The organism is Campylobacter concisus (assembly GCF_002913765.1).
GTDB classification, from domain to species: domain Bacteria; phylum Campylobacterota; class Campylobacteria; order Campylobacterales; family Campylobacteraceae; genus Campylobacter_A; species Campylobacter_A concisus_BB.
In genome coordinates this window covers 30,123-46,310 of record NZ_PPCH01000025.1, presented here as the reverse complement: position 1 = coordinate 46,310, position 16,188 = coordinate 30,123, and the positions used below count along the sequence as shown (strand labels likewise).

At 41.2% G+C, this 16,188-nt stretch carries 17 protein-coding genes and 1 pseudogene; 15 read left to right on the top strand and 3 right to left on the bottom strand.

What is annotated here, in order from left to right:
• Nucleotides 1–272 precede the first annotated feature (272 nt).
• From CYO89_RS06985 to CYO89_RS06975, 3 genes are all read left to right on the top strand, one after another.
• On the top strand, nucleotides 273–2,648 hold the full coding sequence (locus CYO89_RS06985; RefSeq protein WP_103597757.1) for a ribonucleoside-diphosphate reductase subunit alpha: 2,376 nt from the start codon (nucleotides 273–275) through the stop codon (nucleotides 2,646–2,648).
• On the top strand, nucleotides 2,639–3,286 hold the full coding sequence (locus tag CYO89_RS06980; protein ID WP_141090664.1) for a hypothetical protein: 648 nt from the start codon (nucleotides 2,639–2,641) through the stop codon (nucleotides 3,284–3,286). The genes CYO89_RS06985 and CYO89_RS06980 overlap by 10 nt, the downstream gene beginning before the upstream one ends.
• Nucleotides 3,287–3,427: 141 nt before the next feature.
• Nucleotides 3,428–3,946: a hypothetical protein gene (locus CYO89_RS06975; protein WP_103597755.1), complete on the top strand. Its 519-nt coding sequence runs from the start codon at nucleotides 3,428–3,430 to the stop codon at nucleotides 3,944–3,946.
• A 118-nt stretch (nucleotides 3,947–4,064) separates the two neighbouring features.
• Here CYO89_RS06975 and CYO89_RS06970 read toward each other — a convergent pair whose 3' ends face one another.
• On the bottom strand, nucleotides 4,065–4,304 hold the full coding sequence (locus tag CYO89_RS06970) for a hypothetical protein (protein WP_103597754.1): 240 nt from the start codon (nucleotides 4,302–4,304) through the stop codon (nucleotides 4,065–4,067).
• Between the two features lie 290 nt (nucleotides 4,305–4,594).
• Here CYO89_RS06970 and CYO89_RS06965 point away from each other — a divergent pair.
• From CYO89_RS06965 to CYO89_RS06925, 10 genes and pseudogenes are all read left to right on the top strand, one after another.
• Nucleotides 4,595–6,877 (top strand): annotated as a pseudogene (locus CYO89_RS06965) (ribonucleoside triphosphate reductase).
• Between the two features lie 99 nt (nucleotides 6,878–6,976).
• Entirely contained in the window at nucleotides 6,977–7,651 is a 675-nt protein-coding gene (locus CYO89_RS06960) for an anaerobic ribonucleoside-triphosphate reductase activating protein (RefSeq protein WP_103597752.1), read from the top strand.
• An 84-nt stretch (nucleotides 7,652–7,735) separates the two neighbouring features.
• Nucleotides 7,736–8,881: an iron-containing alcohol dehydrogenase gene (locus CYO89_RS06955; protein ID WP_103597751.1), complete on the top strand. Its 1,146-nt coding sequence runs from the start codon at nucleotides 7,736–7,738 to the stop codon at nucleotides 8,879–8,881.
• Between the two features lie 29 nt (nucleotides 8,882–8,910).
• On the top strand, nucleotides 8,911–9,552 hold the full coding sequence (locus CYO89_RS06950) for an NAD(P)H-binding protein (protein ID WP_103597750.1): 642 nt from the start codon (nucleotides 8,911–8,913) through the stop codon (nucleotides 9,550–9,552).
• Entirely contained in the window at nucleotides 9,549–10,319 is a 771-nt protein-coding gene (locus CYO89_RS06945) for an SDR family NAD(P)-dependent oxidoreductase (protein ID WP_103597749.1), read from the top strand. Before CYO89_RS06950 ends, CYO89_RS06945 begins: the two co-directional genes overlap by 4 nt.
• 70 nt (nucleotides 10,320–10,389) lie before the next feature.
• Entirely contained in the window at nucleotides 10,390–11,826 is a 1,437-nt protein-coding gene (locus tag CYO89_RS06940; RefSeq protein WP_103597748.1) for a subtype B tannase, read from the top strand.
• Nucleotides 11,827–11,875: 49 nt separating this feature from the next.
• Complete coding sequence (locus tag CYO89_RS06935; protein WP_103597747.1) at nucleotides 11,876–12,388, top strand: hypothetical protein; 513 nt, start codon at nucleotides 11,876–11,878, stop codon at nucleotides 12,386–12,388.
• 12 nt (nucleotides 12,389–12,400) lie between these two features.
• The gene (locus CYO89_RS06930; protein WP_103597746.1) at nucleotides 12,401–13,081 is read left to right on the top strand and encodes a putative quinol monooxygenase; all 681 of its coding nucleotides are present in this window, start codon (nucleotides 12,401–12,403) and stop codon (nucleotides 13,079–13,081) included.
• A 78-nt stretch (nucleotides 13,082–13,159) separates the two neighbouring features.
• Entirely contained in the window at nucleotides 13,160–13,306 is a 147-nt protein-coding gene (locus CYO89_RS10410; protein ID WP_181000067.1) for a hypothetical protein, read from the top strand.
• Nucleotides 13,303–13,533, top strand: coding sequence for a DUF2798 domain-containing protein (locus CYO89_RS06925; protein ID WP_103597745.1), 231 nt, complete (start codon nucleotides 13,303–13,305; stop codon nucleotides 13,531–13,533). Before CYO89_RS10410 ends, CYO89_RS06925 begins: the two co-directional genes overlap by 4 nt.
• Before the next feature lie 38 nt (nucleotides 13,534–13,571).
• Here CYO89_RS06925 and CYO89_RS06920 read toward each other — a convergent pair whose 3' ends face one another.
• Complete coding sequence (locus tag CYO89_RS06920) at nucleotides 13,572–13,862, bottom strand: DUF5339 domain-containing protein (protein WP_002940734.1); 291 nt, start codon at nucleotides 13,860–13,862, stop codon at nucleotides 13,572–13,574.
• A gap of 110 nt (nucleotides 13,863–13,972) precedes the next feature.
• Nucleotides 13,973–14,617 (bottom strand): ferritin family protein, encoded by a 645-nt coding sequence (locus tag CYO89_RS06915; RefSeq protein WP_012140636.1) that lies wholly within the window; start codon nucleotides 14,615–14,617, stop codon nucleotides 13,973–13,975.
• A 239-nt stretch (nucleotides 14,618–14,856) separates the two neighbouring features.
• Between CYO89_RS06915 and CYO89_RS06910 the strand changes: the two genes are divergently transcribed.
• Both CYO89_RS06910 and dsbI read left to right on the top strand, forming a co-directional pair.
• Nucleotides 14,857–15,513, top strand: a complete 657-nt coding sequence (locus CYO89_RS06910) for a thiol:disulfide interchange protein DsbA/DsbL (protein WP_103597744.1) — start codon at nucleotides 14,857–14,859, stop codon at nucleotides 15,511–15,513.
• An 8-nt stretch (nucleotides 15,514–15,521) separates the two neighbouring features.
• A complete protein-coding gene (gene dsbI / locus CYO89_RS06905; RefSeq protein WP_103597743.1) occupies nucleotides 15,522–16,142 on the top strand; it encodes a protein-disulfide oxidoreductase DsbI in 621 nt (206 codons plus the stop codon).
• Nucleotides 16,143–16,188 lie beyond the last annotated feature (46 nt).

Genomic DNA, 16,188 nt, shown 5'->3' with positions numbered 1-16,188 from the left:
TTTATAAGCTGGTGGCGGCATTTTCAATTAGCTTTTACAAGTGTTAGTAAAATTTAGTGGTAATGTTGGCGCATTTAAATTTTGGTCGTTAAAGCTAACACAAAAGCTCATCACGCTTAGCATTTTTTGCTGCTTGTAAAAGACTTTTGATAGCCTTTATCTTTCTCATTTTGGCTATAAATTTTATATTTATTGAGTAGTTTTTAGCAAAGAGAGTTTTTATATCTTTTTGGATAAAATCTCAAATTGAAATTTAACACGGAGAGATATTTTTGAAAGTTATAAAACGTAATGGCAGAACAGAAGAGCTTGATATCAGCAAGATCAAAAAATATACAAACGAAGCGGTTTTGGGGCTTAGCAACGTAAGTCTTAGCGAGCTTGAGGTAGATGCGAAAATTCAGTTTAGGGATATGATAACGACTGAGGAAATTCAGCAAACTCTTATAAAAACAGCAGTTGATAAGATCGACATCGACCGTCCAAACTGGACATTTGTCGCTGCGAGGCTATTTTTGTTCGACCTTTATCACAAAGTGACTGGCTTTAACGGCTACAACCACCTAAAAGACTACCTCGCAAAGGGCGAAAAGGTAGGCCGCATCATCCCTGGGCTAAAAGAGAAGTACGACTTAGAGGATCTAAACGCCTACATAAAGCCTGAGCGCGACCTTCAGTTTGCATACCTTGGTATCAAGACGCTTTATGATCGCTATCTCATCAAAGACAAGAGCGGTATGCCTATCGAGCTGCCACAGCACATGTTTATGGCGATAGCGATGTTTCTTGCGCAAAACGAGCTAGACAGCCAAGGCTGGGCTAAGAAATTTTACGACCTCATCTCTAAATTTGAAGTGATGCTAGCCACCCCAACGCTCTCAAACGCAAGGACTACACGCCACCAGCTAAGCAGCTGTTACGTAGGCAGCACGCCTGATAATATCGAGGGCATTTTTGATAGCTACAAAGAGATGGCGCTACTTTCAAAATTTGGCGGCGGTATCGGTTGGGACTGGAGCAAGGTGCGTGCGATGGGTGGTAGTATAGACGGACACAAAAACGCAGCCGGCGGTATCATACCATTTTTAAAAGTGACAAACGACATCGCAGTAGCGGTCGATCAGCTAGGCACTAGAAAGGGCGCGATCGCTGTTTATATCGAGCCTTGGCACATGGACGTGAGCGATTTTCTCGATCTTCGTAAAAACTCAGGCGAAGAGAGACGCCGCGCACACGAGCTTTTCCCTGCACTTTGGATAAACGACCTATTTATGAAGCGTGTCAAAGAAAATGGCCGCTGGAGCCTCTTTGACCCAGCTCAAGTAAGCGACCTTTGCGACCTTTATGGCGAGGAGTTTGAGAAGAGATATTTAGAGTATGAAAACGACGAAAATATCCAGAAAAACACCATCCTTGCAAAAGAGCTTTGGAAGAAAATTTTAACTAGCTATTTTGAAACGGGCATGCCATTTTTATGCTTTAAAGACAATGCCAACAAAGCAAATTCAAACGATCACGAAGGCATCATCAGAAGCTCAAATTTATGCACCGAAATTTTCCAAAACACAGCGCCAAACTACTATAAGATCAAGATCACTTATGAAGATGGCGGCGAGGAGCTATTTGACGAAGAAGAAGATGTCACGGTTGATAGCGGCATAACTAAAAAAGCCAAAAAGCTTAGCGCGCTTGATAGCCTAAAAGGCAAGCAAATTTTCATCGTAGAAAAAGAGAGTATCGAGGGCAAAACGGCAGTTTGCAACCTTGCGAGTATAAATTTAAGCAAGATAAACAGCAAAGAGGACATCGAGCGTGTCGTGCCGATAGCTATTAGAATGCTTGATAACGTTATAGACCTAAATTTCTACCCGCACAAAAAGGTAAAACACGCAAACCTAGCCTCTCGCTCGATCGGCCTTGGCGTCATGGGCGAGGCACAAATGCTAGCTGAGAAAAATGTAAAATGGGGCAGTTATGAGCACTTGGCGCTCATTGATAGCATAATGGAAAACATAAGCTACAATGCGATCTACGCTAGCTCAAATTTAGCCGTAGAAAAGGGCATATATCCAAAATTTGAAGGCTCAAAATGGAGCAAAGGCATCATGCCGATAGACACCGCAAACGAGAACGCAAAGGCTCTTTTAAACGACAAAGGCGGGCTATTTGACGAAAATGTCTGCGACTGGGACAAGCTAAGAGAGAAGGTCAAGCGCGACGGCATGAGAAATGGCTACCTAATGGCGATCGCTCCAACTAGCTCGATCTCGATCCTTGTTGGCACCACTCAGACCATCGAGCCAGTCTATAAACGCAAGTGGTTTGAGCACAACCTAAGCGGTATGATCCCAAATGTCGTGCCAAATTTAAGCCCAGATACTTGGCAGTTTTACACGCCAGCTTACGAGCTTGATCAAAGAATTCTTATAAAAGCAGGCGCGATCCGCCAAAAATGGATCGATCAAGGTCAAAGCCTAAATATCTTCATGAGCTTAGACAAAGCAAGCGGCGGATATCTAAGTGAAATTTACACGCTTGCATGGGAGCTCGGACTAAAATCAACTTATTATCTACGCTCTGAGTCACCAGATAGCGAAAAACTAAACGACGTAGCTGACCGCTCGATCGAGTGTGAGGGATGTCAGTAGTTAAATTTAAGATGGTCTTTTGCTTTGGCAAACTAGCCAAGGTAAAAGACCTATTTGTAAGTGATAAAACAGAGAGAAGCTCACGAGGTATCTCAGGTCTTATCGGCTACGTAAGTGCATCATACCTATATAAGATAGTCCTAGACTATATGCCTTTTACGGTTGGCATTGTAGCTGGAGCACTAGCCTTTATAAGCTATGTTATAGAGCTAGCTAAGTTTTACTACATCTCACCATTTGTTACAGCTTTTGCTGTCACTATGGGTAAAACAAACAAGATAGTTGACTTCTTAGTAGGGGCACTATCTATATTCTTTAAACCTATCTTGATAGTTATATTTATCTACTTTGGTCTATTTGTCTATGGTATATTTAAAGATATATTCTTACTCTATGCCGAAGAGCAGATGAATATGATGTATGAGCTTCAAAGCCAGTTCTTCTTAACAATTATGCTTCATATATTTATGGCACTGCTACACATCATAGGTGCAATAGGTGGTGCTTATATGCTTTGGAAGATCATACTTCATGCACCAACATGGGTTTTAAAGATGGTAGGTCTAAGTGATAGTGGAGCAAGCTTCGCTTCTCAAGAGTTGGCACGTAACCTAGAGAAATATACCTTCCATATGTAACAAAAGTGAGATATTTTTACAATGCTTTGATACCAAACTAGAAAGGAAAGAGATGAGTACAAAAACTTTACACCAAACAAGAAGAAAGGAAAGAGATGAGTACAAAAACTTTACACCAAACAAGAAGAAAGGAAAGTTAAGATGAGAAATAAAGCATTAATTGCAGCAGTTGTTGTAGGATTTATTGGTTGTATAAATTTAAATGCCTACTATGGATCTTCTGATGTTTTTAATAAACATTTAAGAGGAGAAGCTAAAGAAGAAGTAGTTGATTGTGATGATCCAAAAAATAGACCTAATTTTATTGGTGGTGTAATGATAAGTGGCAAGGAAGAGTGTGGTGTTAATCGTGGAACCGCTGCTAGAGCTAAACAAGAACTAGATAGGACTATCGGTAGAAACCCAGTAACTGGTAAGGTCACCTCAAAGGCTGAGCTACTAGGTGGCAACAAAGCTACAAACAACCTTGAAAAAGCTCAAAAGAACTATGGCAAAAAGGAATTTGAGCTAGAAGAAGCCGAAAAAGCCTATGCTGATAACCCAAGTGTCAAAAACTCTAACCGCTTAGAAAAAGCACGTAAAGCCTTTAAAAAAGCACAGCTTGACCTTGAAGCAGCAGAAGAGATAAAAGCTAAAGACGATAGAAGAAACACAAAATAGTAGCGGCGTGGTCTTTCACGCCTTGGGTTTAAATTCTCTGAAGCTTCAAAGCTTTTTTGAGAGTAGAATATTAAAATCTTTTTAAGGTCTGATTGGAAGCGTTTGCTTAATAAAAGCTTCATTTAGACCTTTCTTTTTTTAAATATGGCCTCATCTCTAGGTCAAATTCGTCTAAATTTACGCATTCTAATTCACCACGTTTTTTAGCGTTTATTAGCTCAGCCAGATCCTTTTGATCTGCTTCATCTAAATATCCGTCGTCATCATAATAAAGTATCGTTTCAGGATCAAGCGCAACAATGGCTTTGATAGCTTCTATGATGCTATCATTTGCGGTTTGTATATTCATCGAAGTCATTTTTATCCTTTAAATTTTTGAGATTATACCCAAATAAGCTTGATTGATTTGTAAAATTTTAAACAGACTATTTTAAAAACTAAAATTAAAATAATTATTTAAGTAAAAATAATCAAATTTTATTTTAAAATACCTAAAATATGTAAAATAATATTTAAGAAAACTTCTTAAAATTTTATATTTTTTGATAAATATTATTAAACAAAATAAAATAGTTATCTATCTTTTAAGCTTTCTTGTCCTATACTTTTAAACTCCATATCAAAAAAATAATCAGAAAAGAGCAAGTGATGCGTGAAATTTTAAAACGAGATGGCACAAGGCAAGAATTTGTAGCATATAAGATAGTAGATGCGATAAAAAAGGCATTTGCAAGCGAAAATAAAGCTTATGACGAGCAAGTTTTTACAAACGTAGTCCAAGACATCTTTCAAAAATCAAGTGCGATAACAGTCGAAGACATCCAAGATGCGATCGAAAAAGAGCTATTTGACGGCGGACATTTTGAAGTTTTAAAGAGCTTCATGCTCTACCGCCACACGCACAAGCTTCAACGCGAGCAAATTTTAGGCCTAAACGAAGATACGACCTATATAAACTCAACCCAAACTATAAATGAGTACATAAACGGCACAGATTGGAGAATTTCTGCAAATTCAAACACAAGCTACTCAAACGCAGGCCTTATAAACAACACCGCCGGCAAAGTCATAGCAAACTACTGGCTAGACGCTGTTTATAACAAAGAAGAAGGCCTTGCCCACAGAAACGGCGACTACCACATCCACGACCTAGACTGTCTTACAGGATACTGCGCTGGCTGGAGCCTGCGAGCCTTGCTAAATGAGGGCTTTAACGGCGTTCGTGGTAGGGTCGAGAGCAAGGCACCAAAGCACTTTAGAGAAGCACTCTATCAGATGGCAAATTTCTTAGGCATTTTACAAAGCGAGTGGGCTGGCGCTCAGGCGTTTTCTAGCTTTGACACCTACCTTGCGCCTTACGTTTTCAAAGACGATCTAAGCGACGCCGAGATCAAAAAGGCGATAACTAGCTTTATATTTAACCTAAATGTCCCTGCACGCTGGGGTCAAAGCCCATTTACAAACGTAACCATAGACATCACCTGCCCAAGCGACCTAAGAGATCAGATCCCAACGAGCGATGATATACACCTCTTTACAAACGTAAAAGATGAGAAAATTTTGAAAAAAGCAAACCAGCGTGGCAGGAAAAATTTGATCGATATGACCTACAAGGACTTTGAGCCTGAGATGGCGCGCATAGACAAGGCATTTTACGAGGTCTTGACAGCTGGCGACAAGTGCTCACAGCCTTTTACATTCCCTATACCAACTGTAAATATCACAGAGGATTTTAACTGGGATAGCGAAGTGGCGGATGTGCTCTTTGAAAATACCGCAAAAATGGGCTCAAGCTACTTTCAAAATTTCATCGGCTCACAATATACTTACGACGAAAATGGCAACAAGATAGAAAACGAAAACGCCTACAAACCAGGCCACGTGCGCTCTATGTGCTGCCGCTTGCAGCTTGATCTAAGAGAGCTTTTAAAGCGTGGTGGCGGTCTTTTTGGAAGTGCTGAGATGACTGGCTCAATAGGCGTCGTCACTATAAATTTAGCCCGCCTAGGATACAACTACAAAGGCGATAAGGTCGCACTTTATAACAGACTAAGCTACCTTTTAGAGCTAGCTAAATCAACCCTAGAGAAAAAGCGTAAATTTATCCAAGAGATGTATGACAGAGGGCTTTATCCTTACACAGCTAGGTATCTAAAGCACTTTAACAACCACTTTAGCACGATCGGCATAAATGGCATGAACGAGCTGCTTAGAAATTTCACCGACGATAAAGAGAACATTTCGACTAAATTTGGACGAGAATTTGCCCTTGAGATGGTTGGCTTTTTACGCGATAAGATAAGGACATTTCAAGAAGAGAGCGGAAATTTATATAACCTTGAAGCAACTCCAGCTGAGGGCACGACATACCGCTTTGCCAAAGAGGATAAGAAACGCTATCCAGACATCATCCAAGCAGGCGAGGGCGATAATATCTACTACACAAACTCGACCCAGCTACCTGCAAATTTCACAGACGATGCTTACGAAGCGCTTGACCTGCAAGATGAGCTACAAAGCGCCTATACTGGCGGCACCGTCTTTCACCTATATATGAAAGAGCGCATAAGCTCGGCTAAAGCTTGCAAAGAGCTTGTAAAGAGTATAATCTCAAACTACAAACTCCCATACATCACGATAACGCCAGTCTTTAGCGTCTGCTCAAAACATGGCTACATAGCTGGCGAGCATGAGTTTTGCCCACTTTGTGATGCAGAGCTTATAGAAAATGAGAAGAAAAAATCCAAATAAGGAGAGGAAATGACAGAAAAAGAAATTTTAGAAAAAGTGCAAGAAAAGCGCACAAGATGCGTGGTCTATACTCGTGTTATGGGCTATCACAGACCAGTTGAGAGCTTTAATCTCGGTAAAAAAGGCGAGCACAAAGAGCGTGTTAAATTTGACGAATACGCAAGTTGCTGCAAGAGATAAATTTCTTGCCTAAAAACAATAATAAATTTAAAAAAATAAATTAAAATGCAAACCAAAGGCACGCCCCTGTGCCTTTTAGTTTAAAAAAGGGTCAAAAACTTGCAAAAAGTCTTTAGTATAACGCCATTTACGACGCTTGACTACCCAGACAAAGTGGCAGCTGTCATTTGGTTTGCAGGGTGTAATATGCGCTGTGGATACTGCTACAACATCGAGGTTGTAAAGTCAAATGGCACTATAAGTTTTAGCGAAGTTTGCGACTTTTTAGACCGCAGGGTCGGCAAGCTAAATGGCATCGTCTTTAGCGGTGGCGAATGCACTGCAAACCCTCTTTTTTTAAGGCTAGCACGTGAGGTCAAGGCGCGCGGCTTTAGCTTAAAAGTTGATACCAACGGCTCATATCGTGACGTCTTGAAAGAGGCGATAGATGAGGGGCTGATTGACTACATCGCGCTTGATTTTAAAGCTCCAAAGGAGAAATTTATCGGCATCACTGGCTCAAATTTATATGAGAAATTTGCCGCCACGCTTAGATACCTGCTTGAGATAAATTTTAAATTTGAAGTTAGAACGACCGTGCATGCGGACTTGCTAAGCGAAAAGGATATCTCTGAGATGTCAGAGCTACTTTACGAACTTGGATATAGAGGGGATTATTTCTTACAAAAATTCTTTAACACTGGCGAAAATTTTGGAGGCTTAGGCGATCCAAAAAACAGCTTCGATCCAGATAAGATCACATCAAAACTACCTATCAGACTAAGAAATTTCTAAATTTAGCGCAGATAAAAATAGCTAAAAATAAGAAAATTTAACTAAAATTTACCCCAAATCACAAAAGCAAACAAGGAGAAAACTATGCAAAATTTCAGCTTTTTAAACCCTACTAAAATAGAATTTGGCAAAGACAAAGAGCAAAATATCGGCAAATATATGAAAGAATTTGGCGTAAAAAAGACGCTCATCATCTATGGCAGCGACAGGATCATGAAAAACGGACTTTTTGACATCGCCACAAAGAGCCTAAGCGCAAATGGCATCGAGTTTTGCAAGATAGGCGGCGTGAAGTCAAACCCAGTTCTAAGCAAGGTAAATGAGGCTATAAATTTAGCTAAAAAAGAGGGCGTCGATAGCGTGCTAGCCATAGGCGGTGGCTCGGTGCTTGATAGTGCTAAGGCCGTGGCTGCTGGTGTGAAGTATAACGGCGATGTTTGGGACTTTTTTACTGGCAAATGCCCAAAAGAGGCGCTTATGATCTTTGACATCATAACGCTTGCTGCAACTGGCTCAGAGATGAACGGCGGCGCAGTCGTCACAAACGAAGCCACAAAAGAGAAATTTGCCATGCACGGCGCTTGTCTTTACCCAAAGGTATCGGTGGTAAATCCGCTTCTTCAAGCAAGCGTTAGCAAGGAGTACTTGGTCTATTCAGCCTCAGACATCATCGCTCACAGCATCGAGGGCTACTTTACGGCGAGCATCCAGCCTGAGATCATAAATTTATACATCGAAGCAAACATCAAAACCGTTATGAAAACGACTGAAATTTTACTAAAAGAGCCTGAAAACTATGGCGCTAGAGGCGAGTTTGCTTGGGCTGCTACGATGGCGCTAAATGGCCTAACTTACGTTGGCACGGCTGGCTACTCTTATCCAAATCACATGATCGAGCATGCCATAGGTGCGGTGGTTGATTGCGCGCACGGGGCTGGGCTAAGTGTGGTTATGCCAGCTTGGATGAAGTGGTATAAAAATAAAAACTTAAAGGCATTTAAGCGCTTTGGCAAAGAAATTTTTGGCGTAGATGACGCAGACGAGGCTATTAAAAAGCTAAAAGAGTGGTTTAGCAAGATCGGCACACCAACAAGCCTCATCGAAATCGGCGTTGATGAGTCAAATTTAGACGAGATCATGGCGCTAGTTTATGACTACGCCAAGGGCAGGGGCTTGGAGCAAATTTATACAAAAGAGGCCATAAGCGAAATTTTTGCCTTAGCGAGATAGAATTTATCCAAAATTTACAAAGGATAAACATGAAAAAAGTCGCCCTTATAGCAGGAGCCAGCGGCGCTGTAGGAAGTGAAATTTTAAAAGATTTATGCGAGAGTGAGCACTATAGCAAGGTGGTCGCTCTTGTTAGGCATGAGCTAAAATTTACTCATGAAAAGCTTGAAGTAAAGATAGTAAATTTTGATGATTTTAAAGATGAGGTGCCATTTATCGCTGATGACGTATTTTGCGCGCTTGGCACGACGATGAAAGTGGCAAAGCACAAAGAGCAGTTTTACAAAGTCGATGTGACCTATCCGATAAATTTCGCCAAATTTGGCTTGGAGTGCGGTGCAAAACGCTTTGTCTTGCTCTCGGCTGCAGGCGCAAACAGAAAGTCAGGCTCGTTTTACCTAAAGGCAAAAGGTCAAGCAGAAGCAAAGATAAAAGAGCTTGGATATAGCTCATTTCATATCGCTAGGCTGCCACTTATCGAGGCTGAGAGAAAGGAATTTAGACTAGGTGAGTATTTGGCGATAAAGGCGTTTAAATTTATCCCAAAAGGCTTTTTTGACGAGTATCGTCCGATGAGAGCGGAAGATATCGCTAGAGTGATCGTGCAAGTAGCACAAGATGATCACAGTGAAGGTGTAAAAATTTATAGTCCGGAGGAATTTACAAAATGAAAAAATATATAGTGATCACTGGGGCAAGCTCAGGCATAGGAGCGGCGGCGGCAAAGGCATTTGCAAGGCGCGGGGAGAATTTGATCCTTGTTGCAAGACGTAGGAAGCTTTTAGAAGAGCTAAAAAGCGAGATAGCTAAATTTGCAGACGTAGAGGTCGTGATAGAAATTTGCGACCTTTCAAAGCAAGAAAATGTCCTAGCTCTTTGGCGTAATTTAGAAAAATTTGAGCTAAAAGCGCTTATAAACAATGCTGGCTTTGGCGACTATAACAAGGTTGGCGAGCAAAATTTAGACAAAATCACGCAGATGATAAATTTAAACATCATCTCACTTGTCACGCTCTCAACGCTCTTTACGAAAAAGTATAAAGACAAAGATACGCAGCTTATAAATATCTCTTCGATAGGCGGCTACAAGATCGTGCCAAACGCCGTCACATACTGCGCTAGCAAATTTTTCGTAAGTGCCTTTAGCGAGGGACTTTACCACGAGCTAGCGCAAGATAAGCAGGCAAAGATGCAAGCAAAAGTGCTGGCCCCAGCTGCTACAAAGACAGAATTTGGCATGGTAGCAACCAGCAAAGAGAGCTACGACTACGACAAGGCGTTTAAAAAGTACCACACGAGCGAGCAGATGGCGGAGTTTTTGCTTCGCCTTTATGATAGCCACTACTGCGTTGGCTCGGTCGATAGAGATAGCTTTGAGTTTTCACTGCACCAGCCTAAATTTGACTATGCGGTCAAATACGAGCCAAAAGATAACTAGGCGCTAAAGCCTTGGTAGCCTACGCCAAGGCTAGTAAAGTAAAAAGTAGGACAAAATAAAAAGGCAGATCATGAAATGCGTTAGAGTTGCTATTTTAGGGGTTTGTTTAGTAGGCGCTTGCTTTGGCGGCGAGCTTAAATTTGATGAAAAGAAATTTGAGCTAAAAAGCGTGCAAGTTGGCGAGAGGACACTTAAATTTAGAGCCTATGAGGGCATAGTCTATGTGGCAAAGCCAGTTAGCGACTATGAGGTCTTAAATTTCTACGTACCAGAGGGTAAATTTGACGATAAAACTACGGCTATTTTTATGCCAAATGGCATAGGCGGCTACATGCCAGCCAAACCGCAAAAGCCAGAAACCAAAAACGAAAAGCCAAATGCCACCCTTGAAGCGCTTATTAGAGGATACGTCGTGGCAAGCGTTGGCGCTAGGGGCAGGACGCTAAAAGATGGCGAGAAATTTATCGGCAAAGCGCCAGCTGCGATAGTCGATCTAAAAGCGGCCGTTAGATATCTTAAATTTAACGACAAATTTATGCCAGGCGACGCAAATAAGATCATCTCAAACGGCACGAGCGCAGGCGGCGCGATGTCAGCACTTCTAGGAGTAAGCGCAAATGCAAAAGAGTATGAGCCATATCTTAAAGAGCTAGGCGCTGCAAAGGCGGACGATCAAATTTATGCCGCCTCTATCTACTGCCCCGTGACAAATTTAGAGCATGAGGACGAGGCGTATGAGTGGATGTTTGGGGATTTGGATAAATTTGAAAGGATTGATTTTGCAAGTCTTGACGCGGCTAGCTTTAACGACAGAAGCAAAAAGCCAAAGATGATCACAGGCGAGCTAAACGCCACTCAAAAAGAGCTCTCACGCGAGCTAAAAAGTAAATTCCCAGCCTATCTAAACTCGCTAAATTTAAAAGACGCCAAAGGCCACGCGCTAAGCCTTGATGAAAACGGCGAGGGCAGCTTCAAAGAGTATATAAGCGCTCTCATCTCAAGGGCTTTTACCGCTACAAAAAACAGCGATAAAAGCACGCTTACGCCTAAATTTATCACGCTTGATACGAAGGGCTGCGAGCTTGGATATACGTTTAAGCTAGAAGACTTCATCGCCTCGCTAAAGCGTGCCAAAGCAGTAGTCGCCTTTGACGGCCTTGCTCTTGAAAATGCTGAAAACGACCTTTTTGGCGATAGCAAAACGCCTGCAAAGCACTTTACTAAATTTGCCAAAGAGCGAAGTGGCGGCGAGATGGCGGAGGCTAGCGTCATAAAGATGATGAATGCGATGAACTACACCGCAAACAAAAACGCGGCGAAATTTTACCGCATAAGACAGGGCACAAACGACACCGATCTAGCCCTTGCCGTGCCTGCTATGCTAGCACTCGCGCTTAAAAATGCTGGCAAAGAGGTTGATTTTGAAGCGGTCTGGGGGCAAGGACACGGTGGCGACTACGACTTAGACGAGCTTTTTGCTTGGATAAAAAGAGTTTTAGAAAAATAAAACTAAGGAGAAGATATGAGAAATTTTAAAATTTTCAAGGAGAGTAAAGATGAGAAATAAAGCATTAATTGCAGCATTTGTAGGATTTGTTGGTTGCATAAATTTAAATGCCTATGATGGATCTGATGTTTTTAATAAACATTTAAGAGGAGAAGCTAAAGAAGAAGTAGTTGATTGTGATGATCCAAAAAATAGACCTAATTATATTGGTGGTTCAATAGTAAGTGGTAAAGAAGAGTGCGGTGTTAATCGTGGAACCGCTGCTAGAGCTAAACGCGAACTAGATAGGACTATCGGTAGAAACCCAGTCACTGGTAAGGTCACATCAAAGGCTGAGCTACTAGGCGGCAATAAAGCTACAAACAACCTTGAAAAAGCTCAAAAGAACTATGGTAAAAGGGAATTTGAACTTGAAGAGGCAGAAAAAGCCTATGCTGATAACCCAAGTGTTAAAAACTCTAACCGCTTAGAAAAAGCACGTAAAGCCTTTAAAAAAGCACAGCTTGACCTAAAAGGCGCAGAAGAGATAAAAGCTAAGGCTGATATGAAAAAGGCAAAATGATAAGGAAATTTGATGTTTAAAAAGCTATTTTTACTAGCGGTTTTGGCAGCTTTTGCCTTTGGGGCGGAGGCTAAGATAGGTTTTTACGAGCTACTTGTGACGCCAAATAACAAGAGCTTGCTAAAGCAGCTTGGCAGGGAAAATATACTAAGCTCAAAGAGCGAGCCAGGCACGCAGGCGATATTTTTTATGAGCGCAAAGAGCAAGCCAGAGCTATTTTATGTGCTTGAGTTTTACAAGGACGAGGCGGCTTATAAAAAGCATATAAGCTCGGCACATTTTAAGAAATTTGCAAGTGCGAGCGCTGAAATTTTGGCTAGCAAAAAGGCTGTAAGCGTGAAAAAACGGGCTGCGTTTTCTAAAAATTTGACCCCAGAGCGCCTAAAAGATAGCTACTTTCACATCACAAATTTAAGCCTTTTGGCAAAGAGTGATGCGAAATTTGAAAAGATCATCAAAAAATATATGCAAAAAAGCGTAGATGATGGTGCTTACGCGCAGTTTGCCTTTAGTCAAAAAGAGACACCTAATAAGTGGGTGCTGGTTGAAATTTACAAAGACGAAGCTAGCTTTGAGAGCTACCGCCACAGCGAAAACTACAAAGCCTACGCCAAAGAGCGAGCTGGGCTAATAGATGAATTTGACGGCTTTGGTCTAAAAAATGAGACCTCATTTAGCAAGGTAAAATTTTAGGAGATTTATGAAAAAGATCTGCTTTTGCCATTTATAAGGCGGGCGGATTTGTTTGCAAGTAAATTTAAAGGAAAAAAGGTGTTTATCGTTACTATTAGTTTAAAAACAGATCTCATACCAAAAGAGAGTGCTGAGGAGCTTTTTGCCGAGCATAGAGGGTGGTTTATAAAGTATGCTGAGTATGTGGTTAGAGAATTTAAGGCTATTATGGGCAAGATTTCATGATACCGGCGAAATTTTATAGATATGTTTTTACTTTTATAATGTCAGCATTTATGGCGCTTATAATGTCCTTTATGTTGACATATTTTAACCTAGGCTTTATTGACGGCTTTGTGCAAATTTGGCTAGCAGCTTATCTAAAAGCCTTTATGGTCGCCTATCCTGTGATATTTTTCATAGCGCCACTGGCTGCAAAACTAGCAAATTTGATATGTAAAAGCGAGAAGTAAATTTGAAGTGTGGCTAGAGAGCCTAGCCACGTGAAGGTTTATTTTAAAAGACCTTGTTTTTTCATTTGGTCCATTACTTGAGCAAACATCTCTTTAGCTTGTTTGCAAGTAGCGTCTTGTTGCTCTTTTGGTAAAGAAGCTAGTTGATCCATTGATTGTTTCTTTTGATCTTCATACATTTTTACTTGTTGCTCTTGACCAGCTTGTTTGTAAGCTTCGACCATTTTGTCGATGTCTGAGAAGTAAGACTTGCAAGTATCTGTAAGATCTGCAGCGTTTAGGCTTAGTGCAAAGCCAAGAGTAGCTAAAACTAAAAGTGATTTTTTCATCTCTTTCTCCTTGTGAAAATTTAAGGAGATTATATAACTTTTTTATTTTAAATAGATTTAAATTTATTAAATTTAGCCAAGACAAGCGCCTTGGCTAAAATTTTGGCTTTTTAGCCTAAGAATTCGCGTTTAAAATACTCTTTTGGAGCTTTGCAAAGTGGGCAAGCGCCTGGAGCTTTTTTGCCTCTATGAACGTGTCCGCACACCTCGCAAACCCAGATATCTTCTTCGTCGCTCTCAAAAAAGCCCTCTTCATCAAGCATCTTTTTAAGCTCTAGATACTCCCTCTCATGCTCTACTTCAACCTTGCCGATCGCGTTAAATAGTCTCTCAACATCTCTTAGCTCTTCTTCTTTCGCGATCTTTGCAAAGTCTGGATACATCGTCGTATGCTCGTAGTTTTCGCCAGCTGCAGCGTCAAGTAAATTTTTATCCATCTTATCGATCGGATCGTTCATCATCTCGTGATACTTCTTAAATTCAGCCCTTGCGTGCCATTTCTCGTTTTCAGCTGCCTCGTAAAAGTGTCTAGCTATCGCGTGATAGCCTGCTTCTTTAGCTAGGTCGCCGTAAAGCTCATACTTGTTTCTAGCTTGTGACTCGCCAGCAAATGCCTTCATCAAATTTACCGCTGTTAAATTTTCAGTGATGCATTTCATCTCTTCGCCGCAACAGGTTAGTGTGCCGCCGCCAACCTTTTGAACTTCGATCTCGTTGCCGCATTTCTCGCATTTGTATGTTTCATACTGTCTCATTTTGACTCCTATTTTGATAAAATTTGAGCGGATTATAACCAAATAATTAAAATATGTAAATAATAATTTTTATTGATAACGTATATTATTTTTATAAATTTAACAAAATACAAAATCACCAAATCCATCATCATAAATTTAAAAAAGATAAATTTCAGCCAAAATTTATTCTAGCGTTAAAAGTGCGGTTGAGCTTGGTTGTAGAATAACTCAAAATAAATCATCCAAAGGAGATCATCATGAGTTTTCTATCTAAATTTAGTAAGGCTATCTTTGCCGTTGCCGTTGCTGGTGCGATCAGTGCTAGTGCATTTAGCGAGGGCGAGGACTACGTCAAGCTTGAAAAGCCACTAAGTGTGGGACAAAATACGCTAGTTAAAATTTTTAGCTACGCTTGCCCATTTTGCTACAAGTACGACAAGAGCGTCACTCCAAAGGTAGTTGAGAAAATCCCTGGACTAAAATACGAGCCATTTCACCTAAAGACAAAGGGCGATTATGGCGAGGTTGCGAGCAAGGTCTTTGCCGTGCTTATCGTTATGGACGAGGCAAAGGGAGTGAGCTTGTTTGATGAAAATTCGCTATTTAAAAAGGCTAAATTTGCCTACTACAAAGCTTATCACGACAAAAAAGAGCGCTGGAGCGATGGCAAAGACGCTGAGGGCTTTTTAAAGACTGGACTTGATGCTGCTGGCGTTAGCAAAGCAGACTACGAAAAAGAGCTAGCTAATCCAAAAGTGACTGAGCTACTTAAAAAGTGGGATGAGAGCTATGACGTGGCTAAAATTCAAGGTGTGCCAGCATTTGTCGTAAATGGCAAATATCTCATCATGACAAAATCAATCAGCTCGCTTGACGGCATGGCAGCACTCATCGAAGAGCTTCTTAAAAAATAAGGCGCCACATGAGCTTTTTTAAAAAAATGGCTAAATTTCAAGACTCACGCATCTCTTGGGCGATCTTAGTCTTTGTAAGTGTCGCGCTTGTCGTTATCGCGCACTCGCTCTTTCAAAACTACGCCTATATGCCGCCTTGCGAGCAGTGCGTCTATATACGTTTTGCCTTTTTATGTATGGCACTTGGCGGTGTGATAGCCATGATAAACCCTAAAAATTTGCTCTTTGCTTTAGTTGGCTACGTCTTTGCCTTTTGGGGAGCGGTGCAGGGCATAATGTATAGCGTAAAGCTAGCTAAAATCCACGACGCAGTGCATGGCGATGATCCTTTTGGCGTGCAGGGCTGCTCGACTGAGCCACACTATCCATTTGGCTTGCCACTTGAGAAGTGGGCGCCTGACTGGTTTATGCCAACGGGTGATTGTGGCTATGACAGCCCTATGGTGCCTGATGGCGTGGTGCTAAGCGATTTGCAAAAGAGCATAGTGGATCTTTATGCAGATGGTTGGTATCTTGTGCCGTCTTCTAAATTTATGTCGATGGCGGATTGCACGCTGCTTGGCTTTGGCATTTGCTCTGTTGTGCTTGCACTTATGCTTGTTTCAAAGCTCTTATCTTTTAAAAAATGAATTTTAGTTAGCCCTATTTTTGGGCTAACTTAGGATATACTGCGCG

What these genes read in the sequence shown, in the direction of transcription:
- CYO89_RS06940 (WP_103597748.1), top strand. Translation starts at nt 10,390, where the DNA reads ATGAAATGCGTTAGAGTTGCTATTTTAGGGGTTTGTTTAGTAGGCGCT.
- CYO89_RS06910 (WP_103597744.1), top strand. Translation starts at nt 14,857, where the DNA reads ATGAGTTTTCTATCTAAATTTAGTAAGGCTATCTTTGCCGTTGCCGTT.
- CYO89_RS06980 (WP_141090664.1), top strand. Translation starts at nt 2,639, where the DNA reads ATGTCAGTAGTTAAATTTAAGATGGTCTTTTGCTTTGGCAAACTAGCC.
- dsbI (WP_103597743.1), top strand. Translation starts at nt 15,522, where the DNA reads ATGAGCTTTTTTAAAAAAATGGCTAAATTTCAAGACTCACGCATCTCT.
- CYO89_RS06950 (WP_103597750.1), top strand. Translation starts at nt 8,911, where the DNA reads ATGAAAAAAGTCGCCCTTATAGCAGGAGCCAGCGGCGCTGTAGGAAGT.
- CYO89_RS06975 (WP_103597755.1), top strand. Translation starts at nt 3,428, where the DNA reads ATGAGAAATAAAGCATTAATTGCAGCAGTTGTTGTAGGATTTATTGGT.
- CYO89_RS06920 (WP_002940734.1), bottom strand. Translation starts at nt 13,862, where the DNA reads ATGAAAAAATCACTTTTAGTTTTAGCTACTCTTGGCTTTGCACTAAGC.
- CYO89_RS06925 (WP_103597745.1), top strand. Translation starts at nt 13,303, where the DNA reads ATGATACCGGCGAAATTTTATAGATATGTTTTTACTTTTATAATGTCA.
- CYO89_RS06935 (WP_103597747.1), top strand. Translation starts at nt 11,876, where the DNA reads ATGAGAAATAAAGCATTAATTGCAGCATTTGTAGGATTTGTTGGTTGC.
- CYO89_RS06970 (WP_103597754.1), bottom strand. Translation starts at nt 4,304, where the DNA reads ATGACTTCGATGAATATACAAACCGCAAATGATAGCATCATAGAAGCT.
- CYO89_RS06915 (WP_012140636.1), bottom strand. Translation starts at nt 14,617, where the DNA reads ATGAGACAGTATGAAACATACAAATGCGAGAAATGCGGCAACGAGATC.
- CYO89_RS06945 (WP_103597749.1), top strand. Translation starts at nt 9,549, where the DNA reads ATGAAAAAATATATAGTGATCACTGGGGCAAGCTCAGGCATAGGAGCG.
- CYO89_RS06955 (WP_103597751.1), top strand. Translation starts at nt 7,736, where the DNA reads ATGCAAAATTTCAGCTTTTTAAACCCTACTAAAATAGAATTTGGCAAA.
- CYO89_RS06930 (WP_103597746.1), top strand. Translation starts at nt 12,401, where the DNA reads ATGTTTAAAAAGCTATTTTTACTAGCGGTTTTGGCAGCTTTTGCCTTT.